Raw genomic sequence first — 23,182 nt, forward strand, 5'->3', positions numbered from 1 at the left:
CAGTTTCATGTCGATGTCGTTTTTAAATCGCTGATGTCGCTTGTCGCAGAGTTAGCGTAGACCATGCCCAAGTGCCCGCATTGATTGGACTTGGCCGATGTATTGCAGGGTGTGCTAAGGGCGATGGATACGGACTGTCATCTGTCGGTCATCTGTAATGCCTAGGCTGGCAAGCATGAGTGTTGGCCGGTTTACGCAGCGGTTTGTGCACCGGATCGGTGCTGGTCTAGTCCAGATAGGTAACGTTGATGCGTGATGAGGCAATCAAGGCGGTGACATCCATTGGCCTGGCGCTGCAAGAGCAGATCGACCACGGTTTGTTGCCGCCTGCCAGCAAACTGCCTGCCGAGCGCAAGCTCAGCGAGTTGTTTGGTACCACCCGGATTACGGTGCGGGAAGCCTTGTTACAACTTGAGGCGCAGGGCCAGATCTATCGCGAGGAGCGGCGTGGTTGGTTTGTCTCACCGCCACGGCTGGCGTACAACCTGATGCAACGCAGCCACTTTCACGCCATGGTCAGCGACCAGGGGCGGGTTGCTTCTACGGAAGTCATCTCTGCACGCCTGCAACCGGCCTCGGCGGCGGTGTGTGCGTGGTTGCAGTTGCCGGCGCTGTCCAGTGTGATCCAGATTTGCCGGGGACGGCGGATTGATGGGCGCTTGGTACTGTATGTGGAGCACTACCTGAACCCGCAGTATTTTCCGGGGATCCTGGCGTGTGATTTGAATCAGTCGATGACTGAGTTGTACGCGCGCAAGTACGACCTGCACTACGGGCGCGTGCGCTTTGAAATCGTGCCGACCTCACTGCCGGTGGAAGCCGCCGCCGCGTTGCGCGTGTCGGTGGGCAGCCCGGGCTTGCGGATCGCCCGGGTCAATTATGATCAGCACCAGCGGTTGATCGACTGCGACCTGGAGTTCTGGCGGCATGATGCCATTCATGTGGGTGTGGATGTTATGGGGTCAGCGCCTTGATCACCTGATCCACATTGGTTTCCAGCTCTGTCACCGGCTCGGCACCGTCCACATTCAACACCAACAGTTTTGAATCACCGGCCGTGATAGCCGCCTTCACCGCGTCACTCGGCTGCCGATGATGCAGCACCACTGCCACCTCGTTGTCCTTCAGCTCGGCACTCAGTTTCTGCAAGGCCTCAGGCGTCCACTCCGCGTCGGGTCGCGCATCGGTGCTGAGCACTTCCAGGTTCAAACTGCTGACCAGATACGCGAAGTGATCACTCAGGCTGACCACGCTCAGGTTATCCACCTTGGCCAGTCGCGCCTCGCTGTCGGCGGTGAGCTTGAGCAGGCGCTGCTTGAGGAGGGCGAGGTTGGCGTCGATCTTCGGTTTGGCAGTGGGCGCCAGGCGGCCCAGGTCGGCGGCCAGCACATCGGCCATGCGTCCCATGTTGTTGCTCGACTGCCACGGCTGGCTGTTCAGGCCATCGGTGACGCCCGGCTGCACCGCGATGCCCGGCAGACCGCCGTCCACCGGACGTGCAGCGTCGACTTCAACGATGCGGATGTTGCTGCGCCGCGCCACCGGGTAGAGCGGGTCATCGGCCCACAGCGAGCGCAGGCCGATGGCAGCGTCGGCGTCCAGTGCCAATTTGCTCAGAGCTGGCGCGCCTCGGCCGGTGAAGTAGGACACTTGCCGCGAACCCGGCAGGTTGGCCGGGGCGGCGCGTTCGAGCTGCACGTCGGTGCCTTTGAGCAGTACTTCAGCCAGGCCATAGGTGATCGGCAGCGAGGCCAGCACTTTGACCGGTTTTGCCGCGTGGGCCGCCGGTTTGGCCGCTTCAGCCGCCATCAATGGCGTGGTGAATAAACAAGCGATGGCCAGGGCCAGGGGAGAAAGAACGGAGCGCATTATCCAAGATTCCCTTTAAGGCTGGGCACTGTGCCGCGCGCGATGGCGGCCAGGGCGAAGGCGATACCGGCGACCAGAATGATGGCGGCACCGGACGGCACAGGCAGGTCGAAGATGATCGGCAGCAAGATCCCGCACAGGGTGCTGACGGTGGCAATCGCGACCGAGATCCAGAAGAAGCCCTTGAGCGACTGGCTCAACAGGCGTGCCGCTGCGGCCGGAATGACCAACAGCGCCCCCACCAGGATCGCGCCGATGACCTTGACCGCCGCGACGGTGATCAGCGTCACCAGGATCACGAACAGATAATCCAAGGTCTTCACCGCCACGCCGCGCACCGCTGCCAATTGTGGATTGAAGCTGGCCAACATGATGCGGTTGTACAGCGGCAGCGCCAGGGCCATCACCAGCGAGCCGACCACCGCCAGCACCAGCAGGTCGTTGCCGTTGACCGTCAACACCGAGCCGAACAGCACGTTCTCAAGGATATGCACGTTGATCTTGCCCGCCAAAATCAGCAACAGGCTCGCACCCAGCGCCAGGGACACCGACAGGAACACGCCGATCAAGGTGTCCGGCGCCAGGCCGGTGCGGTTGCGCAGGTAATTGAGCAGGATGCCGAACAGCAGGCAGTAGCCGAACAACGCGCCATACGGGCCGGTGTAGGGTTCACCGAGTAGAATGCCCACCGCCACGCCGGTCAGCGCGGCGTGGCCGACCGCTTCGGAGAAAAACGCGAAGCGCTTGACCACCACCAGCGTGCCCAAACCGCCCAGTACCGGGCCGATCAGCAGACCGGCGAGCAGGGCGTTGACCACAAAACCGTAGGCCAGCGCTTCCGGCAGATAACCGGAAGAGGCCCAGCCCTGGACCATCAAGCGAAAAGCTTCATAACTCATTGCGCCGGGCTCCGAGGGTGGGTGGAGAACAGGGTCAGCAGGCGATCCGGGGTCAACGCCTCTTTAGGCGTGGCGTCGAACAGCACGCGGCGGTTCAGGCCGGTGACGCGGTCGGCCAGGCGGCCCACGGCCTCCAGGTCATGCTCGATCCACAACACGGTGATCCCGGCCAGGCGCCAGTCATTGAGCAGGCGTTCGAACACCTGGATACCGGCTTCATCCAGCGCCGACATCGGTTCATCCAGCACCAACAGCTGTGGCGCCGGGATCAGTCCCTGGGCCAGTAACACGCGCTGGCGTTCCCCGCCGGACAGCGCGCCCATGCGTCGCTTGCGTTTGTCCTGCATGCCGACGCGCTCCAGCGCTTCGCCAATCGCACCGGCGTAATGCTTGGACAGGCCCAGAAACGCCGGGCGCCGCTGGCACATGGCGGCCATGAAATCATCCACGGTCATCGGCAAGCCCCGATCAAATTCCAGGGCCTGCGGCACATAACCGATGGTGCCGGGCGCGGCTGGCCAGTGCAGGCTCAAGCGTCCCTGATGAGGGGTTTGCCCGAGCAGCGTTTTGATCAACGAGCTTTTGCCGCCGCCGTTGGGGCCGACCAGTGCATGGATACTGCCCGGCTGTACCTGGAAGCTCACGTCATCCAGGATCACCGTGCGTCCCAGCGTTAGCGCAACCTGATCGAACTCAAGCGTCGGGCCGACGCTGACGGCATTCAGCTGTTCCGCCGCCGTCATGATCCGGACTCCTGAATCGCCCGCACCACCGTATTGAGGTTGCCGGTCATCTCCACTTCGTACTTCTCGGCGCTGTATTCGCCGTAGGAAATATGCGACAGCGGGTACAGCTTGACCCCGGACTCACGCTGGATGGTGTCGACGTAGGTGGACGGGAAATCCATCTCCGAGAAGATCACCTTCACATCCAGGGCGCGCAGTTCATCGATGGTCTTCTTCAACTGGCTCGGGCTTGGCTCGATGCCGTGGGCCGGTTCGACCACGGCGGTGACTTCCAGGCCGAATTCGCGCAGCAGGTAGTCATAGGCCGCGTGCACGGTGGCTACGCGCAGGTCCGGGTTAGGCGCGCTGGTCAGCTTGGCGAGCGCATCGGCGCGCATCTGGCGCAGACGCTTGCCGTAGGCACGGGCGTTCTGGGTGTAGGTCTTGGCGTTGTCCGGGTCGAGCTTGCCCAGTTCGCGGGCGATATTGTTGACCTGGGCAATCGACGCACTGATCGACAGGAACGTATGCGGGTTGACCACCTTGCCCGCACCGCGCGCGGCGTTACCGGTGGCCGCCAGCAGCGGTACGTTGGCGTTGGCCTCGATCACCGGGATGTCCGGGCGTTCGCTGGTGGCGATCATGCGGTCGGCGAAATCATCGTGGCCGACGCCGTTGAGCACGATCACGTCCAGGGTGCCGATGCGCTTGATGTCTTCGGCGCGCGGCTCGTAGGCATGCGGGTTGAAACCGGCCGGAATCAGCGGCACCACTTCGGCCTTGTCGCCGACGATATTCGCTACGTAGCTGTAATAAGGGTGCAGGGTGATGCCGATACGCAGGCGCTTGGCCGCCTCAGCATTAGCCAGGGGAGCCAGCATCAGGCTGAGCAGGCCAACCAGCAACAGGCGCAACAGGGGAGATGAAATAGACATGGGCAATCGGTCTTCTCGTTCAGTGACGGTGCTGGCGGGTGACGCCGGCATCGAATTGCGCGACCACTTGCTGCCAGCCGGCCGCGATCAGCGCCTGGTCAGTAAGGTCGGAAGGGGCGGCGAGGTTGGCCTGGCGATTGAGCCAGATATCCGGTTCGGCACCGTGCACACGCATCAGCAGTGAGCCGGCGGTGGCCGGTGCCTGGCTCAAGCCCAGGTAGGCCGAAGGCTCCAGCAATTGCCAGCGGTGATCGCCACGGCTGACCGAACTGGCGTCCTGGGCAAAGGGCGCAAAGCCTTCTTCGGCCAGCTGCGCCGGGCTGGGCAGCGCGCTTTGCTCCTGCTGCAACAGCTGGATCTCATCCAGGGTAACGCGCAGGTCGGCATAGATACCTTGCTCGGCGGCGCTCAGGTCGCGGCGCGCGTCCAATTGATGGCTGGGCACGGCCGCTACTTCCTGGGATTCACCGTGCAATGCGATCACTGAGCCGGCCACCGCGAGGATGATCAGGCACAACAGCAGCACGTAGAGGGTTTCGTGACCGGCACCGGCGGGGCGTACAACCTGTGTGGTCGTCATTGCGGCTGGATATCCGCTTGGTCGATTTCCACCACATGGCCTGGGCCTGCATCAAATAACACGTAGAACTCGGCCGACGGCTTCTTGAAGGTCAGGGTCGAGTCCTCACCCAGCTTGCCGGGCATCAGGATGGTTTCGTCGTAGCCGATCACATCGAGGGTCACGCCGGGCGCGCCGCTGCCGTCGGAGAAGCCGCCCTTGCACTGGATCTGCTCGCCGGGGATTTCCTTGCACTCGCACATCGGGTTGTGGGCCAGGGCGACGGTACTGAAACCGGCGCACATCAACAGGACGCCACAGGCGCGGGTCATGCGCATCAAAGTCATGGTTTAACTCCTTGCTTGTTCAGCCAGGCAATAGTGGCAGGCGAGGCCTGGCTCAACGGGATGGATCCCTGGTGCATCGTGCCGTCCCAGCCTTCCATGGTGACCCACAGTTCGGCGTCGGCGGGTGTGCGTTCCGGGATCGGCAGGCCGGCGCCCATGCGGTACGGCGTGCCAAAGAAGATCACCCCGGCGGCGCGCAGGCTGCGCGGTTTGCCGATGCGCAGGTAGGTGGCCTTGACCTGGTCGGCGCAGGTGTCACACAGGGCAGCGTTGAAAAACTTCATCGGGCCGGCCGGGTCGGGACGCGGGCCTTCATTGCGGAACTCCGCGAGGGTCAGGCTCCAGGGGCCGACCTGCACTTCACCGGCCACCCGCTCGCCGATGCCGGTGTCGCCGCGAAACAGCGCCGCGTCGGCGAAATACTTGGGCATGAAGCCCAGGGGGATCAGCAACAGCAGCACATTGATGTGGAAGCGCCATTTCAGCCAGAAGGCCCGCAGCGGCGAAGGTTTAGCAGCAGTGACCTGGCTCATGGCGTGACCTCCGAGGTTTCAGCCTGTCTGGCGGGGATGGCCGCCGGCTTGTGTTGGGTCTTGGCTTCACGCTTGAGGGCATTGAGGGTGGCCAGGGCGGTGCGCTTGGTCCAGATCAGCAGGCCGCTCAACACCATCATGCTCATGATCAGGCCGAAGAACGCCCAGATCAGCTTGATCCAGAGCCCACCAAAGTCGCCGGTGTGCAGCGGGCGCATGGATTCGGTGACGAACTCCAGCTTCGAGCGGTCGGACAGCAAGTGCGCCGCCGCGACTTCGCCGTCATAGGGGTTGATCTGCGCGGTCTGGAACATCAGCGGATACCAGCCGCGCCCGCCGATCTGCAGGTGGCTATAAGCATTGAGCGGCAGGCTGATGAAGCTCGCCTCCAGGCCAGGGATGCGCTGGGTGGCGATCTGGATCGCCTCGTCCACGGGAATCATGGGGGCCGGCACGCCGGGTGCCGACATCGGCACTTTTTCCCGTGCAATCACCGGGATGACCGGCTCGGTGGAAATCGAGATCTGGTTGTCGCCCAAGATCGCCCGGATCAGGAACCAGATGCCGGTGACGGAAATCACTGCGATGAACCAGATCGACCAGATACCGCTCAAGCGGTGGAAGTCACCCCAGAAGATCCGCGCGCCATGGCGAATACGTAGGGTAGGGCGCAGGAATCCTTTCCAGAACTTCTTGTACACCACCAGCCCGGTGACCAGTGACGCCAGCAGCGGGATACCCAGTGCCGAGACCAGGTACCAGCCCCAGCTGTAGCCATTGGTAAACGGCACCAGCCACCAGCCGTGCAGGGCGCGGGTAAAGGCCTGGAAGTTGAACGACGGGCTGATGCCCTGGATCGCGCCGGTGTAGGGGTTGACGTAGACCTCCACGGAACGCCCATCGGGGTAGCTGAGGTCGACGCTGAGGGCGAAATGGGATTCGTCGGGTCGGCTGATCGACTGGACGAACACCTGGGGCTCTTCGCGCTTGATCGCGGCGATCACCTGATCATAGCTCAGGGGTTCGGCGTCGTCCGTCGGCTTGCTCGCGCGGATATCCGGGTTGGCCAGCCAGACGATCTCCTGGCTGACCACCGCCAGGGTGCCGGTGACGCAGACGATCAGTACAAAGAACCAGATGGGCAAGGCCAACCAGCTATGTACGAGAAACCAGAGTTTGGAGCGTGACTTCTTCGACATGTGAATGTGGGTCTTGATCGGAGGGGGGCAGTGAAGGCCCGGAAAAGGCCAGTCGTAGCTTTTGCTGACGCGACAGGCTGTATCTAAGTTAAGACGGATGAGAATGAGAAATCCCTAAGCCGCATATGAAAGAAAATGTTTCAGGTTCACATTCAGGCCGCTTAAACGCCTCGATCGAACACGAAACATGTTCCAAGCCATCACCCAAGCGGCATTGATGGGGCCCGGGCGCTGCGTAGGATGGGCTCATACCGTTGAGCGAGCCTTAGAAATGACTGCCAGAACCCTCTACGACAAACACATCGACTCCCACACGGTGTGCTCCCTGGATGACCAGGGCCATGTCCTGCTTTATATAGACCGCCAGGTGATCAACGAATACACCAGCCCTCAGGCCTTCAGCGGCTTGCGCGAAGCCGGGCGCACGGTGTGGCGTCCCGGCACGGCGTTGGCCGTGGTCGACCATGTGAACCCCACCACGCCCAAGCGCATTGCTGCGATGCCGGATGCAGGCGGTGCGCGGCAAGTGTCGTACCTGGCGGAGAACTGCCGGGACTTCGGCATCGAACTGCTGGACATCCTCGACAAGCGCCAGGGCATCGAGCACGTAATCGCCCCGGAACAGGGTTTTATCCTGCCCGGCATGGTGATTGCCGCCGGAGACAGCCACACCACCACCTACGGCGCCCTCGGGGCCTTTGGTTTTGGCATCGGCACCTCGGAAATCGAACACCTGCTGGCTTCCCAGACCCTGGTCTACAAACGTCTGAAAACTATGCGCGTGACGGTAGACGGTGACCTGGCGCCGGGTTTGACCTCAAAAGACGTGATCATGGCGCTGATCGGCAAGATCGGCGCGTCCGGTGCAACGGGTTACGCCATTGAGTTTCGTGGCTCTACTATCGACGCGCTGAGCGTCGAGGCGCGCATGACCATCTGCAACATGGCGGTGGAAGCGGGCGCACGCGGCGCCTTCATGGCACCGGACGAAAAAGTCTTCGCCTACCTCAAGGGCAAACCACGCGCACCTCAAGGCGAGCTGTGGGAAAAGGCGCTGTTGGAGTGGCGAAAACTCCACACCGATGACGGCGCGGTGTTCGACCGGGAGGTGCAACTCGACGCCTCCACCCTGGAACCCATGGTCACCTGGGGCACCAGCCCTGACCAGGCCGCGCCCATCGGCGCCCACGTGCCCGACCCGCAGGACGTCAGTGACCTGATCCTGCGCCAGGACATGCGCCGTGCCCTCAACTACATGGGCCTGGAAGCCGGCATGCCGCTGAGCGAGATTGTCATCAGCCACGCCTTCATCGGCTCCTGCACCAACGCCCGTATCGAAGACCTGCGCGACGCTGCCAGCGTGGTGCGTGGCAAACACGTGGCCGACCATGTGCGCGCGATGATCGTGCCTGGCTCCACCGAAGTCCGTGACCAGGCCGAGGCCGAAGGGCTGGCAGCGATTTTTATCGAGGCTGGCTTCGAATGGCGCCAGTCGGGCTGCTCGATGTGCCTGGCGATGAACGACGACGTGCTGGCCCCCGGCGACCGCTGCGCCTCCAGCACCAACCGCAACTTCGAAGGCCGCCAGGGCGCGGGCGCCCGCACCCACCTGATGAGCCCGGCGATGGTCGCCGCCGCTGCCATAACCGGTCGCCTTACTGATATCCGCCACTTTGGAGCGCGCCCATGAGCCTGCAACCCTTCACCCTGGTCACCGGCAAGGCCGCGCCGATGCTGGCGGCCAACATCGACACCGACGTGATCATGCCCAAGCAATTCCTCAAGGGCATCGACCGCAGCGGCCTGGACCGTGGGCTGTTCTTCGACTTGCGCTTCTTGCCGTCCGGCGAGCCCAACCCCGACTTCGTGCTGAACCAGCCGGCCTGGCAGGGCGCGAGCTTCATGGTGGTGGGGCCGAACTTCGGCTGCGGTTCCAGCCGTGAACATGCGGTATGGGGCTTGAAGCAAATGGGCATCCGCGCGTTGATCGGTAGCAGCTTTGCCGGGATTTTCTATGACAACTGCCAGCGCAACGGGGTGTTGTTGATCACCTTGGACGAGGCGGTGTTGCAGCGGTTGGGCCAGACGGTCAGCCAGGCGGACCAGGCGCAGATAAGCGTGGACCTTGAAGCCCAGGCCATTCGCTTGGCGGATGACGAGGTGCTCCCGTTCCAGATTGATACCCTGCGTAAAACTGCGTTGCTATTGGGCTTGGACGCCATCGGCAGCACCTTGCAACGCCGTGAAGAGATCAAGGCCTTCGAGCGCCAGCACCTGTCAGCCAATCCCTGGCTGAGCTAAATCGACAACCCTTTGAAATGCTCCTGCATGAACTCCACGCAGGCGCGCAACTTGCCGGAATACGCCAACCGTGTCGGGTACACCGCCCACACGTTGGCGCTCTGGGTATAGCCGTGCAGCACCTGCACCAGCTTGCCTTGTTCCAATAGCGGTTTCACATCCCACATCGAGCGCAGCAATACCCCGCGCCCATCCAACGCCCACTGCAACACAATCTCGCCATTATTCGACGACAACGGCCCGCGCACGCGCACGCTTTCCTGGGCGCCGTCGTGTTCCAGGTTCCAGATGCCAAACGCGTTATCGCGCTCCTTGAGCACCAGGCAGTCGTGCTGCTCCAGGTCGCTCAACTGTTGCGGTGTTCCGCGCCGCTGCAGATAAGCCGGCGCCGCGCACAGTACGCGGCGGTTGCTCACCAGCCGGCGGCCGATGTGCTGGCCGGGGATATCGTCGCCCACGCGGATCTCCAAATCGAAGCCTTCGCTGACGATGTCCACCACGCGGTCAAACAGGTCCAGGCGGATTTCCAGGTCCGGGTATTGTTCCGCCAGCAGCGACAGAGCGGGCGCCACATGGTTGCGGCCGAAACCAAAGCTGCTGCACAGGTGCAGGCGGCCACGGGGGCTGTCGTGGGCATCGGAGAGTTCATCGGAGAGTTGCTGAAAGTCTTCCAGGATACGCACGGCCCAGCGCTGCACCCGCTCGCCGTCTTCAGTCAGGGCGATGCGTCGGCTGGTGCGGTGCAGCAGGCGGGTGGCCAGGGTGGTCTCAAGGATCTGGATGCGCTTGCTGACATAGGCCGGCGACAAGCCCAGCTCATCGGCGGCCGCTGCGAAGCCGGCCTTGCGGATCACGGTCAGGAACACCCGCAGGTCTTCGGGTAGGGGCACGGTATCTTTCTTATTGGTCATCAGAAACAGGGCTGGCGGCATGAGCCGCCAGAATAGCACCGGATCGGTGTGCCTTCCGGCACACCAGGCCGTCTTGGGTTACTCGGCAGCGATCTTCGCTTGAGCGGCTGCCCGCGCATGTCGGCCGCGCTTGAGCGCGATAGGCGCCATTTTTTCGCGGTCCAGCTCACCCTCCCAGGCGGCCACCACCAGCGCGGCCACGGCATTGCCGATGATATTGGTCAGTGAGCGGCATTCAGCCATGAAGCGATCAACGCCGAGAATCAACACCATCGCTGCCACCGGCACGGTCGGCACCACCGCCAAACTCGCCGCCAATGCGACAAACCCCGCGCCGACCACCGCCCCGGCGCCCTTGGACGTCAGCATGGCCACCGCCAGCAGCGTCAACTGCTGTTCCAGCGGCAAGTGGATGTTGGTGGCCTGGGCCAGGAACAATACCGCCAGGGTCATATAGATGTTGGTGCCGTCCAGATTGAAGGTGTAGCCGGTCGGCACCACGATGCCCACCACGCCCTTGGAGGCGCCCAGGCTTTCAAGTTTCTGGATCAATTGCGGCAACGCCGATTCCGACGAGCTGGTGCCCAGTACGATCAGCAGCTCCGACTTGATGTAGCCCATCAATTTGAAAATGCTGAACCCTGCGTAGCGGGCGATGCTGCCCAGCACCACGGCTATGAAGAAAAACGCGGTGATATAGAAGGTGCCCACCAGCTTCAACAACGGCAGCAACGAACCCACGCCGTATTTGCCGATGGTGAACGCAATCGCACCAAACGCCCCGATTGGCGCGACCCGGCTGATGATGCCGACGATGCGGAAGAACACTTCGCTGGCCTGGTTGATCACCCCGACCAACGGCCGGCCCTTTTCACCGACCATCACCAGGCCCACGCCAAACAGCACCGAGACGAACAGTACCGGCAGGATTTCACCCTTGGAGAACGCATCGAAAAACGTCGCGGGGATCACATGCAGCAGGAACCCGACGATGCCTTCACCGTGTTCGGCCTGGCCGACAAAACCGGCGATGGCCGAGCTGTCGAGGGTTTTCACGTCAATATTGAAACCGACGCCCGGATGCAGCAGGTGCGCGGCGAGAATGCCGATCAACAGGGCAATGGTCGAGACGACTTCGAAGTACAGCAGCGCCTTGCCGCCGACGCGGCCGACTTGTTTCACGTCGTGCATGCTGGTGATGCCGGACACCACCGTGCAGAAGATAATCGGGCCGATGATCATCTTGATCAGTTTGATGAAACCGTCGCCCAAGGGCTTGAGGTCGATGCCGATCTGCGGCCATTGATGGCCAATCAACACGCCCAGCGCGATGGCGATGAGCACCTGGATATACAGGGTTCCCAGCAGTTTTCTGATTGTCATTGTTATTATCTCGCAGTCTTTTTTGGGCAAGCAGACCCCGTCGCAGGCGTTGGCGCGCCTGCGTGGGGGAGTGAATCAGGGGATCAGCGAAGGAAGGTCAGGACTTCGCCCAGCAACAACTCGGGAGCCTCTTCGGCAATGTAATGGCCGGCCGGCAGGGCCTTGCCGCGCACGTCGGTGGCGACTTTCTGCCATTCCTTGAGCGGCTCGAAACAGCGGCCGACGGTGCCTTCGGCGCCCCACATCACCAGCAACGGCAGGTTCAGGTGATGGCCGGCGTCGATATCCGCCTGGTCGTGCTCAAGGTCGATACCGGCGGCAGCGCGGTAGTCTTCGCAGATGCCAGTGGCAGCGCCCGGCAGTTTCAGGCAACGCAGGTATTCAGCGAAGGCCTCGTCGGTAAACGGCTTGAGCCCGGCGCTGCGGCTGCCCATCACGCTGCGCAGGTACAGCTCCGGGTTACCCTCGATCAAGGCCTCCGGCAACGGCGCCGGACGGATCAGGAAGAACCAGTGCCAGTAGGCGCGGGCGAAGGCTTCGTCGGTCTGTGCGTACATCGACAGGGTCGGCGCGATGTCCAGCAGCACCATGCGTTGCACAGCGTTGGGATGATCCAGCGCCAGGCGATGGGCCACACGGGCGCCACGGTCATGGGCCAGCACCGAGAACTGTTCGAAGCCCAGGGCTTGCATCAGCTCGACGCCGTCCCTGGCCATTTCGCGTTTTGAGTAGTTGGTGTGATGGTCATTGGCCGGCGGTTTGCTGCTGTCGCCATAACCGCGCAGGTCGGCCGCCACCACGGTGAAGTGCTCGGCCAATTGCTCGGCGACTTTGTGCCAGATGACGTGGGTTTGCGGGTGCCCGTGCAGCAGGAGCAGGCCGGGACCTGTACCGCCTTTGCGGTAGCTGATGTCCACGCCGTTGACGTGGCAGCTGTCTTTTTGGAATCCGGCGAACATGGAATGACTCCTTGTGATGATTGCCTGCATCCTGGAATCACGCGGCGTTCGGGGCAAGGGCGAAAGCGTGGAGGGGTTGTTCATGAAGTGTGTAGGAGCCGGCGAGCCGGCTCCCGTTGATCAGCCTTGCTTGAACATGGCTTCGGCTCGTTCGCGGATCTGCGTTTCAGTCAGGTCTTCCTTGTGGGTGGCCAGGAACCACACATGGCCGAATGGATCCTTCAGCGTGCCGGAGCGATCGCCGTAGAACTGGTCCTTGGGTTCGGAGATCGGTGTGCCACCGGCTGCGATGGCTTGTTTGTACTGCGCGTCGACGTCATTGACATACACATGCAAACCGACGCTGGTGTGGCCATCACGGGGGCTGCCAAACGCACTTTCATCGCAGGGTGAGCCCAGCATGATCGGCGAGTCACCGATACGCAGCTCGGCGTGGCCGACTCTGCCGTCGGGCATGTCCAGGCGCATGGCTTCGATGGCACCAAAGGCTTTCTTGTAGAACTCGATGGCTTCGGCCGCTTTTTCGACGCCCAGGTAGGGCGTGACACTGTGGAAACCCTCGGGAATAGGCTTAACGCTCATTTCGTTCTCCTTGAGTGGTGGTTATGGAGGGACGGCCTTTTCACTATAGGCCACGTACGCCGGGGCCTGCGGGCAGCCGACGAGGTGTTTGCCAGGCAACAGTGAACCGGCAGTTTGCTGCGCCATAAGCGGGTAGGGGGCGCGTTTTTACGGCCAAACCACCGGTTTCCGGGCTCGGCACAGAAGCTGCAATACCTCTGGCAAACCATTCGCCCGAGAGCGTTGTATGTCTGTACTGCCTGTATCTGCCGATTACCCGATCCACACGCCCCATGCCGCCTTGATCCGTGATGCCGCCGAGGCGATTGCCGTCGCCCACCGCGTCGCCGCCGTTCTCCTGGAACAGGACGCCGAGCGCGACCGCAGCCGCCAGGTGCCCGCCGAGGTGGTGGACCTGTATTCCAACAGTGGCCTGTGGGGCATCAGTGTGCCGCGCGCGTTCGGCGGGGCGCAGGTGTCTTACGCGGTGCTGGCCCAGGTGATCGCGATTATTTCGGCGGCCGACCCGTCATTAGGGCAGATCCCGCAGAACCACTACTGCCTGCTGGAAGATATCCGCCTGCAGGGCACGCCCGAGCAACAGGCGCATTTCTTCGGCTTGGCCTTGCAGGGCCATCGCTTTGCCAATGCGCTGTCGGAAACCGGCGGCAAGCACGTGCAGGACATCCAGGCCACTATTCGCCGTGAAGGCGACGGCTATGTGATCAACGGGCGCAAGGGCTATTGCACCGGTTCGCTGTACGCCCATTGGCTGGCGGTGCTGGCGCTGGATGAACAGCAAAATGCCCAGCTGGCCTTTGTGCCGCGTGGCACTGAAGGGCTGGTGGTGGTCGACGATTGGGACAGCATGGGCCAGCGCACTACCTCCAGCGGGACGGTACTGGCTCAGGACTTACGGGTGCCGGCGTTCAATCTGTTTCCTACGCACAAATCCTACGATTCCCCGACCTTGGCCGGCCCTTTCGCACAATTGACCACTGCCGCCATTGACGCGGGCATTGCCCGTGCGGCGCTGCGCGACACCGTGCAGTTCGTGCAGCAATTCGTCCGGCCGTGGATCGATGCCGGGGTAGAGAAAGCCAGTCAGGATCCACTGACCATCATTCAGATCGGTGCCCTGGATATTCGCCTGGAAGCCGCCGAAGCCTTGCTCGACCGCGCCGGCTTTGCCCTGGATGCCGCGCGCCCGGCCCCAGATGAAGACAACGTCGCCCACGCGTCCCTCGCCGTCGCGCGAGCAAAAGTGCTGACCACCGAAATCGCCATCGAAGCCAGTAACAAGCTGTTCGAGCTGGGGGGCACCCGTTCCACCTTGAAGAAGCACAACTTCGACCGCCACTGGCGCAACGCACGGGTCCACACCTTGCACGACCCGGTGCGCTGGAAGTACCACGTGGTGGGTAATTGGCTGCTCAACGGCGCCAAGCCGCCGCGCCATGACTGGTCGTGATCCATGGCCGAACTGTTCAAGAACATCTATTGGGCCGACATCGGCCAGGCCTGCCTGGAAACCCTGAGCATGCTTGCCGCTGCGCTGGGTTTTACCGTGCTGCTCGGGCTGCCCCTGGGCGTGCTGCTGTTTCTCACCGGCAAGCGCCAATTGCATGAGGCGCTGGTGGTGTATCGGTTGCTGTCGGTGGTGGTCAACGTGTTGCGTTCGCTGCCGTTCATCATCCTGCTGATCGTGTTGATCCCGCTCACCACCTTGCTGGTGGGCACCTCCCTCGGTGTGCCGGGCACCATCCCGCCGCTGGTGGTGGGCTGTACGCCGTTCTTTGCGCGGCTGGTGGAAACCGCGCTGCGTGAAGTGGATCGCGGCGTGGTCGAGGCCACCCAATCCATGGGCGCCAGCACTTGGCAGGTGATCCGCCACACCCTGTTGCCGGAGGCCCGGGGCGGGCTGCTGGCGGCAGTGACCGTGACCGCGATTGTGCTGGTGGACTACACCGCCATGGCCGGGGTGATCGGTGGCGGCGGCCTGGGTGACCTGGCGATTCGCTACGGCTACCAGCGTTTTCAGACCGACGTAATGGTGGTCACCGTGGTGCTGCTGTTGGTGCTGGTGCAGGCCCTGCAGATGACCGGTGACCGTTTGGTGGCGCGTTACAGCCGCCGTTGATTCCTATAACAACTGCTTTCGGAGCCTGTATGAAAAAGTCCCTGGCCATTTTGGCCGCTGTCCTGTCGTTGAATGCCGTTGCCAATGAAAAACTGGTGGTTGGTGCAACCCCTGTGCCCCATGCGGAAATTCTCGAGTTCGTCAAACCGGTGCTGGCCAAGGAGGGCGTGGACCTGCAGATCAAAGTCTTCACCGACTTTATCCAGCCCAACCAACAACTGTCGCTGAAGAACATCGACGCCAACTATTACCAGTACCGCCCGTTCCTCGACGACTACAACAAGACCCGTCACACCGATCTGGTGCCGGTGGTGGGCGTGCATATCGAACCCTTTGGCGCTTACTCGACCAAGATCAAAAACATCTCGGAGCTGAAGGACGGCGCCACGGTGTCGATCCCCAACGACCCGGTCAACACTGGCCGTGCCCTGGTGCTGCTGGATGAGGCGGGCCTGATCAAACTCAAGGACCCGAGCAACACCCTGAGTACGCCGCGCGATATCGCGGAAAACCCCAAGCATTTGAAAATCCGCGAACTGGAAGGCGCCTTGCTGGCCCGTTCGGTGAGCCAGGTGGATTTGGCGTTTGTGTTTGCTAACTACGCGCTGGAAGCGGGGATCGATACCAACAGCGCGTTGATCGTGGAGAAGGGCAAGTCGCTGTACGTCGAGTACCTGGTGGCGCGGCCGGATAACATCAATGACCCACGTATCCAGAAACTGGCCAAGGCGTTGAATTCCGATGAAGTGCGTCAGTTCATCCTGACCCGTTACAAAGGTCAGATTGCCCCTGGTTTTTGATCCCGCGTTTATTCAGTGATGGCCGTCGGCTCAAGCAATTGAGCCCCCGGCCCACGCTCACCCAACTGGTCATCCTGATTCCGCAACGGGCACGCCTCCATCGACAGGCACCCGCAACCGATACAGCCATTGAGCTTGTCCCGCAGCAACATCAGCTTATTGATGCGCTCATCCAGGTCTTCCCGCCACAGCGCCGACAGCCGCTCCCAATCCTGCGCCGTGGGCGTGCGCCCATCCGGCAAGGCCTGCAACGCCTCGCCAATCGTTGCCAGTGGTATGCCCAAACGCTGGGCGATCTTGATCACCACCACGCGCCGCAACACATCCCGTGGATAACGTCGCTGGTTGCCGGCATTGCGATTGCTCTTGATCAACCCCTTGGTTTCATAGAAATGCAGGGCCGTGACCGCCACACCGCTGCGGGCGGCCAGTTGGCCGACCGTGAGTTCCTTGTTGAGCATGAAAAAACTCCCAGGCAACGCTTGACCTTGACTTAACTAGAGGTTTTACCCTGCGTGGCATCAAATCGCAAGATTCTGCCTACAGAGGAAGGGGAGTGTTCATGCAGGTATCAGAGAAAAATCGCAGCTTCACTCAATTGATCGAATTTCAGATCGAGCCCCAGCAGCAAGTCGCCCTGGTGGCGGCCTTGACCACCCAAAGCGAACGCCTGGCCCAGGGCCACGGCGGCTTTATCAATGCCAGTGTGCAGGTCAGCGATGATGGACGGCGGGTGCTCAACTACCTGCAATGGCGCTCGCGTGAAGACGGCGAGGCGGCGTTCCAGTGCTTTGAGCATGGCGAGGAAGATTTCTGGACGCTGATCCGCGCCCACCAGGCCACGGCGGTGACCTTTGGTTCGTTCCAGGTGCTGCGCAGTTTCGAGCGCAGCCATGACAACGCGTTGCACTGCCGCCTAAATGGATAAATGCAGCATGCGCTCGCCTTGCACGTTTTCACCGGGGCGGCGCTTGTTCACCGCCAGCTCGCCGATCTTGATCAGGCGCGTACGTGTGACGTTGCGGCTCAAGCCCAGCAGGTTGGCGGTGTGCACCTGGTTGTAATGGCTGAAACGATAGGCGGCGCGTAGCAGGGCATCTTCAACCTTTTCATGCAGGGCGCCGGCCTGTTCTTCGAAGAGCTTCTGGAAGGCGCGTGCGAGCAAGGCTTCGGCGCTGTTGTCGGTGCCGTGCGGGCTGTCGTCCTGACGTTCGATGCGCATGTTCGACAGGCGCAGGTCGTCTCGTTCAATCACGCCGTTACGGCAGATCAACAGGGTGTGGTGAATCACGTTCTCCAGCTCGCGGATATTGCCCGGCCAGCTGTAGCTCTTGAGCTTTTGCTCGGCCTCGCGGCTGATGGTGATCGGGCCGTAGCCCAGACGCTGGCTGTAGGCTTCGATGAAGTGTCGGGTCAGCGGCAGGATATCGCCGGGGCGCTCGCGCAACGGGCTGAGTTCCAGGCTGACCACGTCAAGACGGTAGTAGAGGTCTTCACGGAAATGCCCGGCGTTGATGGCTTTTTCCAGTTGCACGTTGGTCGCGGCCAATACGCGCACATCAATAGGAATGCTCTTACGCGAACCCAGGCGTACGACTTCACGTTCCTGTAGGACGCGCAACAGCTTCACTTGGATTGCCATCGGCAGATCGCCGATCTCATCGAGGAACAAGGTGCCGCCGTCGGCCTCTTCAAACCAGCCGGCCTTGGCACTGAGGGCACCGGTGAAGGCGCCTTTTTCATGGCCGAACAGCTCGGCTTCCACCAGGGATTCGGAGAACGCCCCGCAATTCACCGCCACGAAAGGCCGGTTGCGCCGCGCGCTGAGGTTATGGATGTGGCGCGCCACCAGCTCTTTACCGGTGCCGGTCTCGCCGATGATCAGCACGCTGGCTTCGCTGGGCGCCACTTGCTGGATATGGTCGAGCAGCGCCTGGGATTTCGGGTCTTCGAAGACCTGGGCCGTGGCGCGGATCGACGTCGCAAGGGCGGGCGAGGGCGGTAGGGTCAACAGCTGCATGGGCACCTCTCTTAGGAATAGAACGTAGGAATCGGCAGGGATTGGTTCAACGCCCAATCCCCCAGTTCGTGGAGTTTGTAGTCCACCGGATCGTGCAGGGTCTGTGTGCGCAGGTTGCGCCAGTGACGGTCCAGACGCAGCGAGGCGTGGGTGGAGCGCGCGCCGGTCACTTCGAACAACCGGCTGCACAGGTCCAGGCCCTGGCGGGTGGCGGCGACTTTGGCGGTGGCGATGGCGATAGCCAATTGGCCGCGCTCGGATTCACTGAGGTTCGCACCCTTGGCCCAGGCTTGGTCGAGCAGCTCGGCGGCGCGTTCCACCAGCAGGCGAATACCTTCCAGGGCGACCCAGAACTCACCGTAGTGATGCAGCACGTAAGGGTCTTGGCGCACGTCTTCAGCCGAGGACTTATGCCAGGCGCGCGTTTCGGTCAGGGTGTAATTGCGGGCTTCTTCGAAAGCGCCTTCGGCAATCCCGAGAAACATATGCGTGAAGGTCAACTGGGCAATCAGCGGGCGCAGGCAGGCAAAGGGCGTGCTCAGTGGGCCGGGATCGAGCAGCAATTCGGACTCTTCGACGCGCACGCGTTCGAAGCTGGCGCTGCCGCTGTCGGTCTGGCGCTGGCCGATGTTGTTCCAGTCGTTGTGCAAGGTAATGCCGCTGCGCCCGCTGGGGATTGCGGCGATCAGCAGCTTGCCGCCGGCGGTTTCATCCACCGCCGAGGCGATCAGCATCTCCGAGTCGCTGGCGCCGGAGCAGAAGCTCTTTTTGCCGGAGAACTCGCGCCAGCCGCCGAAATCCTTGACCACGGTGCGGGTGTCCAGCGGGTTGAGGGCGTTGCCCCAAAACCAGTTTTTGCGTGCGGTCTGTTCGAACCAGGGTTGCCATTGGTCCGGGCGCGAAAACAGGCGCACGGTGGCGAGCATCAGGTGGTGGAAGCCGAAGACGTGGGCGATGGAACTGTCGACCTTGGCGAATTCACGGACGATCCCCAGGGTTTCGCTCCAGCGTGCACCAAGGCCGCCGTATTGGGTGGGAATGCTCAGGGCGAGCAGGCCGCTGTGGCGCAGCGCGTCACGTTCGGCTTTGGGCGTGCCGCCGCGCTCGTCGCGCTCGACGGCGGTAAGGGCGAATTCGGCGGCCAGCAGTTTGGCGGTCTGCAAGGGGGAGGGCAGGACGCTGTGGGGTTTGGCTGTCACGGGGTTTCCTCTTTTATAGGCGGGAGCGGCCAGGGCCGTTCCCGCTGCTCAGCCCATCAGGCCTTGGCTGGCAGTACATCGTTGGCAATCATTTCGCCGAACGGGCCAGTGAGGTTGGTGACACCACGCCCGGCCAGGCTGGCGTAGGGTTCCGGCAGCAGCGGGAACACCAGCTCGGCAAAGCGATACGCCTCTTCCAGGTGCGGGTAGCCGGAGAAGATGAAACTCTCGATCCCCAAATCCGCGTATTCCTTGATGCGCTGGGCGACTTGTTGCGGGTTGCCCACCAGTGCTGTGCCGGCACCGCCGCGCACCAGCCCGACACCGGCCCACAGGTTGGGGGCGATTTCCAGGTTGTCGCGGCGCCCGTCGTGCAGGGCGGCCATGCGGCGCTGGCCTTCGGAGTCGAAGCGCGAGAAGGATTTTTGCGCGGCGGCGATGGTTTCGTCGCTGATGTGTTCGATCAGTTTGTCGGCGGCTTTCCAGGCGTCCTCTTCGGTTTCACGCACAATCACATGCAGGCGAATGCCGAACTTCACGGTGCGCCCGTGGCGTGCGGCGCGTTCACGCACATCCGCGAGTTTTTCCGCGACGGCGGCCGGCGGTTCGCCCCAGGTCAGGTACACATCGACCTGTTCGGCGGCGAGGTCGTGGGCGGCGTCGGAGGAACCACCAAAATACAGCGGTGGATAAGGCTTCTGCACCGGTGGGTACAGTGCCTTGGCGTTCTGCACGCGCAGGTGTTTGCCTTCGAAATCTACCGATTCGCCCTGCAATACACGGCGCCAAATCTGTAGGAATTCATCGGAGACTTCGTAACGTTCACTGTGGTCGAGGAAGCTGCCGTCGCCACGGTTTTCATCGGGGTCGCCGCCGGTCACCACGTTGATCAGCAAGCGGCCGTTGGACAGACGATCCAGGGTCGCCGCCATGCGTGCCGAGACCGTCGGCGAAATGATGCCCGGACGAATCGCCACCAGGTAACGCAGGCGTTCGGTCAGCGGCACCAGCGCCGAGGCAATGACCCAGGAGTCTTCGCACGAGCGCCCGGTAGGAATCAGTACGCCGTGGTAACCCAGGCTGTCAGCCGCTTGGGCGACTTGTTTCAGATAATTGAGGGTGACCGGCCGTGCGCCTTGGGTGGTGCCCAGGTAATGCCCGTCGCCATGTGTTGGCAGAAACCAGAAAACATCCATGACCAATCCTTAAGCGATTTTCAGCAGAGAGGGGGAGTGCGCTGCAAACAAAGGCGCAGCGCGTTCTGCCGCCAGTTGAATACGGGCTTTTAGTAGTTCACTGGTGATTTGGTAGTCGGTGAAGTCGGCTTCGGTGGCGTACACACCGATCGGCAAGGTCAATGCCTGGAAAAAGCTGAACAGCGGACGCAGTTGGTGATCGAGTACCAGCGCATGACGTTCGCTGCCGCCAGTGGCGGCGAGCAGTACCGGCGTATTGATCAAGGCGTTGAGGCCGACCAGGTCGAACAGATGCTTGAGCAGGCCGGGATAGGAGCCACGATAGACCGGCGCGGCGACGATCAGCAGGTCGGCCTGTTCGATGGCCAACAGTTGGGATTCGACATCTGCCGGCAGTTCGTCACGGGACAGCGCACCCCCCAGCGGCCGGGCAATCTCGCCCAGTTCGATCAGGGTGGTCTGGATCGGCAGCAACGTGGCCAGTTCGGCGAGCACCGCTTGGGTCAGCACGAGGGTGCGTGACGGGCGCCAGGTTCCGCCGGAGAGGGCAACGACATTCAGGGGACGGGTCATGAACAGTTCCTTTTTCAACAGTGGAGTGCAACCTGGTGAGCAAGAGCTATACCAACGGGCGCAGGCCTTGATTGGCGTGGGTTGCAAGCTCACTGCCGAAAAGTGTCGCTGTTGTCTGGCTGGTGATTTGTTGATTGGCTGTTGCGCTGGCAACAGTTGCGTGGGCAACAGTGCCGACGCGATGTAGCGTCAGTTATAGAGGGTTGCATTTATTCCGTAAATGAACGTATTTCCATATTTATAGATCATAAAGAAATATACGAATACCGCTATCGCAGGTGCCTTGGCGGTTGATAGCGACTATCAAGGCAGGTGATTTTTCACCGTGCGGGGCCGGGAGTAGCCTGTGTTCATTGACTCGAAACCTCCTTTGCAGGGCCGCCGCCATGAACCGATTCCTCGCTGTTTCCTTATTGATTGTCAGCTCAGTCCTTGCCGGATGTGCGACCCATCCTTCACCTGAATTGCGCCCCTACACGGCGGAAGAAACCAAGCAGTTGGCCCTGGAAGCATTGAGCCGTCGTGGTTTGTCGTTTGATGAATACCAACAGCAGCGCGCCGCACTGACCGGCCAGCCACAGAAGCCTTTCGGGTTTGATCGCCAGGGCGAAATGAACGCCGAACGCAGCGTGACCCTGCATGGTCGTCCCAGTTGATCCCGCGCCTGGCGGCAAAAAGCCCGAGGATTCCCCTAAGGAACCTCGGGCTTTTTGTTTTCCATGGTGCGACTTCAGCCTGTTAAGCTGAATTTCAGGAGCGTTCCTACGCACATTTTCATAAAGTGGTCCTTCTTTAATGGCATTCGATCGGTTAAACCTGACAACCTCTGTCCCGGTCCGTGCCCCTGAGACGCTGCTCTCGGGAACCTGCTCTGCGAGTTTTTAACGTCATGAATAAACGTCCGCTGTATTTCGACTACGCCGCCACCACCCCGGTGGATGAGCGGGTCATCCAGGTGATGGTCGAGTGTCTGGGCTTCAATGCCAATTTCGGTAACCCCGCGTCCAGTTCCCATGCGTTCGGCCAGGCGGCCCGGCACACGGTCGAGCAGGCGCGTCGCCAGGTAGCCGAGTTGGTCGGTGCCAACCCTGAGCAAATCGTCTGGACTTCCGGCGCCACCGAATCCAATAACCTTGCAATCAAGGGCGTGGCCCAGGCGCGAGGCGTGACGGGTGGGCATATCATCACCAGCCAGATCGAACACAAGGCTACGTTGGATACCGCGCGGCAACTGCAGGAAGCCGGTGTGGCCGTCACCTACCTGGTGCCGGATGCCGATGGGCTGATCAGCGCCGATGCCGTCAGCGAAGCCTTGCGCGAAGACACGTTCCTGGTTTCGCTGATGCTGGTGAACAACGAACTGGGCACCCTCAACGACATCCCCGCCATCGGCGCGCGAGTGCGTGAACACGGCGCGTTGTTGCATGTGGATGCGGCGCAGGGCGCGGGCAAGGTGACGATCGACCTGGCGCAATGGCCGGTGGACTTGATGTCGTTTTCGGCCCACAAGCTGTATGGCCCCAAAGGGATCGGCGCGTTGTATGTCGGCCCTCGGGCGCAGCAGAAGGTGTTGGCGCAGATCCACGGCGGTGGTCACGAAGGCGGCCTGCGCTCCGGCACCCTGGCGACCCATCAGATTGCCGGCATGGGCACCGCGTTTGCCTTGGCGGCGGCGTCTTTTGCTGAAGAAAAGGCGGTGATCGTCGCCTTGCGTCAGCGCTTGCTGGACCAGTTGGAATCGGTGGCCGGCGTGCGCCTCAATGGCAGCGCGACACAACGTATTCCACATACCCTGAGCCTCACGTTTGGAGAAGGCGAATTCAACGCCGCTGCGTTGAGTGCGGGGATCGCGTTTTCCGCGACCTCGGCCTGCAATTCGGCGAGTAACGCGCCGTCCCATGTGCTCCTGGCGTTGGGCCATGATGCACGCAGCGCCGGCCGTACCATTCGCTTGAGCCTGGGCCGGTTTACCACCGAGCAGGATATCGACCAAGCGGTGCAATTGATCAAGGCCGCCCTGGCCAGTACACCGGCGTTCTGGGCGGTCTGATTCACATAATAATTATTCGTGGT

At 62.0% G+C, this 23,182-nt stretch carries 26 protein-coding genes; 9 read left to right on the top strand and 17 right to left on the bottom strand.

Going from position 1 to position 23,182, the window contains the following annotated elements; translation table 11 throughout:
* Positions 1-248: 248 nt before the first annotated feature.
* Entirely contained in the window at positions 249-974 is a 726-nt protein-coding gene (locus tag OZ428_RS11180) for a UTRA domain-containing protein (protein ID WP_033900319.1), read from the top strand.
* Here the strand turns inward: OZ428_RS11180 and OZ428_RS11185 are convergent.
* The 8 genes from OZ428_RS11185 to OZ428_RS11220 are packed head-to-tail and all read right to left on the bottom strand — an operon-like array spanning position 955 to position 7,066.
* Positions 955-1,869: a metal ABC transporter solute-binding protein, Zn/Mn family gene (locus OZ428_RS11185; protein ID WP_269133384.1), complete on the bottom strand. Its 915-nt coding sequence runs from the start codon at positions 1,867-1,869 to the stop codon at positions 955-957. The genes OZ428_RS11180 and OZ428_RS11185 overlap by 20 nt on opposite strands.
* Positions 1,869-2,768: a metal ABC transporter permease gene (locus OZ428_RS11190; protein ID WP_033900316.1), complete on the bottom strand. Its 900-nt coding sequence runs from the start codon at positions 2,766-2,768 to the stop codon at positions 1,869-1,871. Before OZ428_RS11190 ends, OZ428_RS11185 begins: the two co-directional genes overlap by 1 nt.
* Positions 2,765-3,511: a metal ABC transporter ATP-binding protein gene (locus OZ428_RS11195; RefSeq protein WP_269133385.1), complete on the bottom strand. Its 747-nt coding sequence runs from the start codon at positions 3,509-3,511 to the stop codon at positions 2,765-2,767. The genes OZ428_RS11190 and OZ428_RS11195 overlap by 4 nt, the downstream gene beginning before the upstream one ends.
* Positions 3,508-4,428 carry a metal ABC transporter substrate-binding protein gene (locus OZ428_RS11200; protein ID WP_061435970.1) on the bottom strand — a complete coding sequence of 307 codons (921 nt, stop codon included), beginning with the start codon at positions 4,426-4,428 and terminating at the stop codon, positions 3,508-3,510. The genes OZ428_RS11195 and OZ428_RS11200 overlap by 4 nt, the downstream gene beginning before the upstream one ends.
* 19 nt (positions 4,429-4,447) lie before the next feature.
* Positions 4,448-5,008 carry a DUF6162 family protein gene (locus OZ428_RS11205; protein WP_016980242.1) on the bottom strand — a complete coding sequence of 187 codons (561 nt, stop codon included), beginning with the start codon at positions 5,006-5,008 and terminating at the stop codon, positions 4,448-4,450.
* Entirely contained in the window at positions 5,005-5,334 is a 330-nt protein-coding gene (locus tag OZ428_RS11210) for a hypothetical protein (RefSeq protein WP_033900312.1), read from the bottom strand. Before OZ428_RS11210 ends, OZ428_RS11205 begins: the two co-directional genes overlap by 4 nt.
* A complete protein-coding gene (locus OZ428_RS11215) occupies positions 5,331-5,867 on the bottom strand; it encodes a thiamine pyrophosphate-binding protein (RefSeq protein ID WP_269133386.1) in 537 nt (178 codons plus the stop codon). Before OZ428_RS11215 ends, OZ428_RS11210 begins: the two co-directional genes overlap by 4 nt.
* Complete coding sequence (locus tag OZ428_RS11220; protein ID WP_269133387.1) at positions 5,864-7,066, bottom strand: PepSY-associated TM helix domain-containing protein; 1,203 nt, start codon at positions 7,064-7,066, stop codon at positions 5,864-5,866. The genes OZ428_RS11215 and OZ428_RS11220 overlap by 4 nt, the downstream gene beginning before the upstream one ends.
* A gap of 271 nt (positions 7,067-7,337) precedes the next feature.
* On the opposite strand from OZ428_RS11220, the gene leuC reads away from it, so the two are divergent.
* Together leuC and leuD are read left to right on the top strand one after the other, a co-directional pair.
* Positions 7,338-8,756, top strand: a complete 1,419-nt coding sequence (leuC, locus tag OZ428_RS11225) for a 3-isopropylmalate dehydratase large subunit (RefSeq protein WP_269133388.1) — start codon at positions 7,338-7,340, stop codon at positions 8,754-8,756.
* Positions 8,753-9,367 (top strand): 3-isopropylmalate dehydratase small subunit, encoded by a 615-nt coding sequence (leuD, locus tag OZ428_RS11230; protein WP_269133389.1) that lies wholly within the window; start codon positions 8,753-8,755, stop codon positions 9,365-9,367. The genes leuC and leuD overlap by 4 nt, the downstream gene beginning before the upstream one ends.
* On the opposite strand, the gene OZ428_RS11235 is transcribed toward leuD, so the two are convergent.
* The 4 genes from OZ428_RS11235 to OZ428_RS11250 all read right to left on the bottom strand — a co-directional run bounded on the left by OZ428_RS11235 (position 9,364) and on the right by OZ428_RS11250 (position 13,202).
* Entirely contained in the window at positions 9,364-10,278 is a 915-nt protein-coding gene (locus tag OZ428_RS11235) for a LysR substrate-binding domain-containing protein (protein ID WP_269133390.1), read from the bottom strand. The genes leuD and OZ428_RS11235 overlap by 4 nt on opposite strands.
* A gap of 78 nt (positions 10,279-10,356) precedes the next feature.
* Positions 10,357-11,661, bottom strand: coding sequence for a dicarboxylate/amino acid:cation symporter (locus OZ428_RS11240; protein ID WP_177078229.1), 1,305 nt, complete (start codon positions 11,659-11,661; stop codon positions 10,357-10,359).
* Between the two features lie 83 nt (positions 11,662-11,744).
* Positions 11,745-12,620 carry an alpha/beta fold hydrolase gene (locus tag OZ428_RS11245; protein ID WP_178952077.1) on the bottom strand — a complete coding sequence of 292 codons (876 nt, stop codon included), beginning with the start codon at positions 12,618-12,620 and terminating at the stop codon, positions 11,745-11,747.
* Between the two features lie 120 nt (positions 12,621-12,740).
* Positions 12,741-13,202 (bottom strand): VOC family protein, encoded by a 462-nt coding sequence (locus tag OZ428_RS11250; protein ID WP_269133391.1) that lies wholly within the window; start codon positions 13,200-13,202, stop codon positions 12,741-12,743.
* 226 nt (positions 13,203-13,428) lie between these two features.
* Here OZ428_RS11250 and OZ428_RS11255 point away from each other — a divergent pair, with 226 nt between their 5' ends.
* From OZ428_RS11255 to OZ428_RS11265, 3 genes are read left to right on the top strand one after another with little or no spacing between them, the layout of a single operon-like run.
* Positions 13,429-14,652, top strand: a complete 1,224-nt coding sequence (locus OZ428_RS11255; RefSeq protein WP_269133392.1) for an SfnB family sulfur acquisition oxidoreductase — start codon at positions 13,429-13,431, stop codon at positions 14,650-14,652.
* A gap of 3 nt (positions 14,653-14,655) precedes the next feature.
* Positions 14,656-15,321: a methionine ABC transporter permease gene (locus OZ428_RS11260; protein ID WP_016980232.1), complete on the top strand. Its 666-nt coding sequence runs from the start codon at positions 14,656-14,658 to the stop codon at positions 15,319-15,321.
* Positions 15,322-15,350: 29 nt separating this feature from the next.
* Positions 15,351-16,121: a MetQ/NlpA family ABC transporter substrate-binding protein gene (locus OZ428_RS11265; RefSeq protein WP_178952081.1), complete on the top strand. Its 771-nt coding sequence runs from the start codon at positions 15,351-15,353 to the stop codon at positions 16,119-16,121.
* Positions 16,122-16,129: 8 nt separating this feature from the next.
* Here OZ428_RS11265 and soxR read toward each other — a convergent pair whose 3' ends face one another.
* Entirely contained in the window at positions 16,130-16,582 is a 453-nt protein-coding gene (gene soxR, locus OZ428_RS11270) for a redox-sensitive transcriptional activator SoxR (protein ID WP_033900293.1), read from the bottom strand.
* A 101-nt stretch (positions 16,583-16,683) separates the two neighbouring features.
* Between soxR and OZ428_RS11275 the strand changes: the two genes are divergently transcribed.
* On the top strand, positions 16,684-17,049 hold the full coding sequence (locus tag OZ428_RS11275; RefSeq protein WP_026000062.1) for an antibiotic biosynthesis monooxygenase: 366 nt from the start codon (positions 16,684-16,686) through the stop codon (positions 17,047-17,049).
* Here OZ428_RS11275 and OZ428_RS11280 read toward each other — a convergent pair.
* From OZ428_RS11280 to msuE, 4 genes are read right to left on the bottom strand one after another with little or no spacing between them, the layout of a single operon-like run.
* Positions 17,038-18,141 carry a sigma-54 interaction domain-containing protein gene (locus OZ428_RS11280; RefSeq protein ID WP_033900291.1) on the bottom strand — a complete coding sequence of 368 codons (1,104 nt, stop codon included), beginning with the start codon at positions 18,139-18,141 and terminating at the stop codon, positions 17,038-17,040. The two genes, OZ428_RS11275 and OZ428_RS11280, sit on opposite strands and share 12 nt — an antisense overlap.
* Positions 18,142-18,152: 11 nt before the next feature.
* Positions 18,153-19,340, bottom strand: a complete 1,188-nt coding sequence (locus OZ428_RS11285; protein ID WP_016980225.1) for an acyl-CoA dehydrogenase family protein — start codon at positions 19,338-19,340, stop codon at positions 18,153-18,155.
* Between the two features lie 56 nt (positions 19,341-19,396).
* Positions 19,397-20,536: an FMNH2-dependent alkanesulfonate monooxygenase gene (gene ssuD, locus OZ428_RS11290; RefSeq protein ID WP_269133393.1), complete on the bottom strand. Its 1,140-nt coding sequence runs from the start codon at positions 20,534-20,536 to the stop codon at positions 19,397-19,399.
* A 9-nt stretch (positions 20,537-20,545) separates the two neighbouring features.
* On the bottom strand, positions 20,546-21,109 hold the full coding sequence (msuE, locus tag OZ428_RS11295) for an FMN reductase (RefSeq protein WP_033900283.1): 564 nt from the start codon (positions 21,107-21,109) through the stop codon (positions 20,546-20,548).
* A gap of 386 nt (positions 21,110-21,495) precedes the next feature.
* On the opposite strand from msuE, the gene OZ428_RS11300 reads away from it, so the two are divergent.
* Together OZ428_RS11300 and OZ428_RS11305 are read left to right on the top strand one after the other, a co-directional pair.
* Positions 21,496-21,765, top strand: coding sequence for a hypothetical protein (locus OZ428_RS11300; RefSeq protein ID WP_028615811.1), 270 nt, complete (start codon positions 21,496-21,498; stop codon positions 21,763-21,765).
* Between the two features lie 233 nt (positions 21,766-21,998).
* Complete coding sequence (locus tag OZ428_RS11305) at positions 21,999-23,159, top strand: cysteine desulfurase family protein (RefSeq protein WP_269133394.1); 1,161 nt, start codon at positions 21,999-22,001, stop codon at positions 23,157-23,159.
* The last annotated feature ends 23 nt before the right edge of the window (positions 23,160-23,182 follow it).

Origin of the sequence: Pseudomonas sp. GXZC, assembly GCF_026967615.1 — a bacterium.
Taxonomy (GTDB): domain Bacteria; phylum Pseudomonadota; class Gammaproteobacteria; order Pseudomonadales; family Pseudomonadaceae; genus Aquipseudomonas; species Aquipseudomonas azotoformans_A.

Excerpts from the sequence above, each read along its gene's own strand:
- OZ428_RS11180 (WP_033900319.1), top strand. The coding sequence starts at position 249 with ATGCGTGATGAGGCAATCAAGGCGGTGACATCCATTGGCCTGGCGCTG.
- OZ428_RS11185 (WP_269133384.1), bottom strand. The coding sequence starts at position 1,869 with ATGCGCTCCGTTCTTTCTCCCCTGGCCCTGGCCATCGCTTGTTTATTC.
- OZ428_RS11190 (WP_033900316.1), bottom strand. The coding sequence starts at position 2,768 with ATGAGTTATGAAGCTTTTCGCTTGATGGTCCAGGGCTGGGCCTCTTCC.
- OZ428_RS11195 (WP_269133385.1), bottom strand. The coding sequence starts at position 3,511 with ATGACGGCGGCGGAACAGCTGAATGCCGTCAGCGTCGGCCCGACGCTT.
- OZ428_RS11200 (WP_061435970.1), bottom strand. The coding sequence starts at position 4,428 with ATGTCTATTTCATCTCCCCTGTTGCGCCTGTTGCTGGTTGGCCTGCTC.
- OZ428_RS11205 (WP_016980242.1), bottom strand. The coding sequence starts at position 5,008 with ATGACGACCACACAGGTTGTACGCCCCGCCGGTGCCGGTCACGAAACC.
- OZ428_RS11210 (WP_033900312.1), bottom strand. The coding sequence starts at position 5,334 with ATGACTTTGATGCGCATGACCCGCGCCTGTGGCGTCCTGTTGATGTGC.
- OZ428_RS11215 (WP_269133386.1), bottom strand. The coding sequence starts at position 5,867 with ATGAGCCAGGTCACTGCTGCTAAACCTTCGCCGCTGCGGGCCTTCTGG.
- OZ428_RS11220 (WP_269133387.1), bottom strand. The coding sequence starts at position 7,066 with ATGTCGAAGAAGTCACGCTCCAAACTCTGGTTTCTCGTACATAGCTGG.
- leuC (WP_269133388.1), top strand. The coding sequence starts at position 7,338 with ATGACTGCCAGAACCCTCTACGACAAACACATCGACTCCCACACGGTG.
- leuD (WP_269133389.1), top strand. The coding sequence starts at position 8,753 with ATGAGCCTGCAACCCTTCACCCTGGTCACCGGCAAGGCCGCGCCGATG.
- OZ428_RS11235 (WP_269133390.1), bottom strand. The coding sequence starts at position 10,278 with ATGACCAATAAGAAAGATACCGTGCCCCTACCCGAAGACCTGCGGGTG.
- OZ428_RS11240 (WP_177078229.1), bottom strand. The coding sequence starts at position 11,661 with ATGACAATCAGAAAACTGCTGGGAACCCTGTATATCCAGGTGCTCATC.
- OZ428_RS11245 (WP_178952077.1), bottom strand. The coding sequence starts at position 12,620 with ATGTTCGCCGGATTCCAAAAAGACAGCTGCCACGTCAACGGCGTGGAC.
- OZ428_RS11250 (WP_269133391.1), bottom strand. The coding sequence starts at position 13,202 with ATGAGCGTTAAGCCTATTCCCGAGGGTTTCCACAGTGTCACGCCCTAC.
- OZ428_RS11255 (WP_269133392.1), top strand. The coding sequence starts at position 13,429 with ATGTCTGTACTGCCTGTATCTGCCGATTACCCGATCCACACGCCCCAT.
- OZ428_RS11260 (WP_016980232.1), top strand. The coding sequence starts at position 14,656 with ATGGCCGAACTGTTCAAGAACATCTATTGGGCCGACATCGGCCAGGCC.
- OZ428_RS11265 (WP_178952081.1), top strand. The coding sequence starts at position 15,351 with ATGAAAAAGTCCCTGGCCATTTTGGCCGCTGTCCTGTCGTTGAATGCC.
- soxR (WP_033900293.1), bottom strand. The coding sequence starts at position 16,582 with ATGCTCAACAAGGAACTCACGGTCGGCCAACTGGCCGCCCGCAGCGGT.
- OZ428_RS11275 (WP_026000062.1), top strand. The coding sequence starts at position 16,684 with ATGCAGGTATCAGAGAAAAATCGCAGCTTCACTCAATTGATCGAATTT.
- OZ428_RS11280 (WP_033900291.1), bottom strand. The coding sequence starts at position 18,141 with ATGCAGCTGTTGACCCTACCGCCCTCGCCCGCCCTTGCGACGTCGATC.
- ssuD (WP_269133393.1), bottom strand. The coding sequence starts at position 20,536 with ATGGATGTTTTCTGGTTTCTGCCAACACATGGCGACGGGCATTACCTG.
- msuE (WP_033900283.1), bottom strand. The coding sequence starts at position 21,109 with ATGACCCGTCCCCTGAATGTCGTTGCCCTCTCCGGCGGAACCTGGCGC.
- OZ428_RS11300 (WP_028615811.1), top strand. The coding sequence starts at position 21,496 with ATGAACCGATTCCTCGCTGTTTCCTTATTGATTGTCAGCTCAGTCCTT.
- OZ428_RS11305 (WP_269133394.1), top strand. The coding sequence starts at position 21,999 with ATGAATAAACGTCCGCTGTATTTCGACTACGCCGCCACCACCCCGGTG.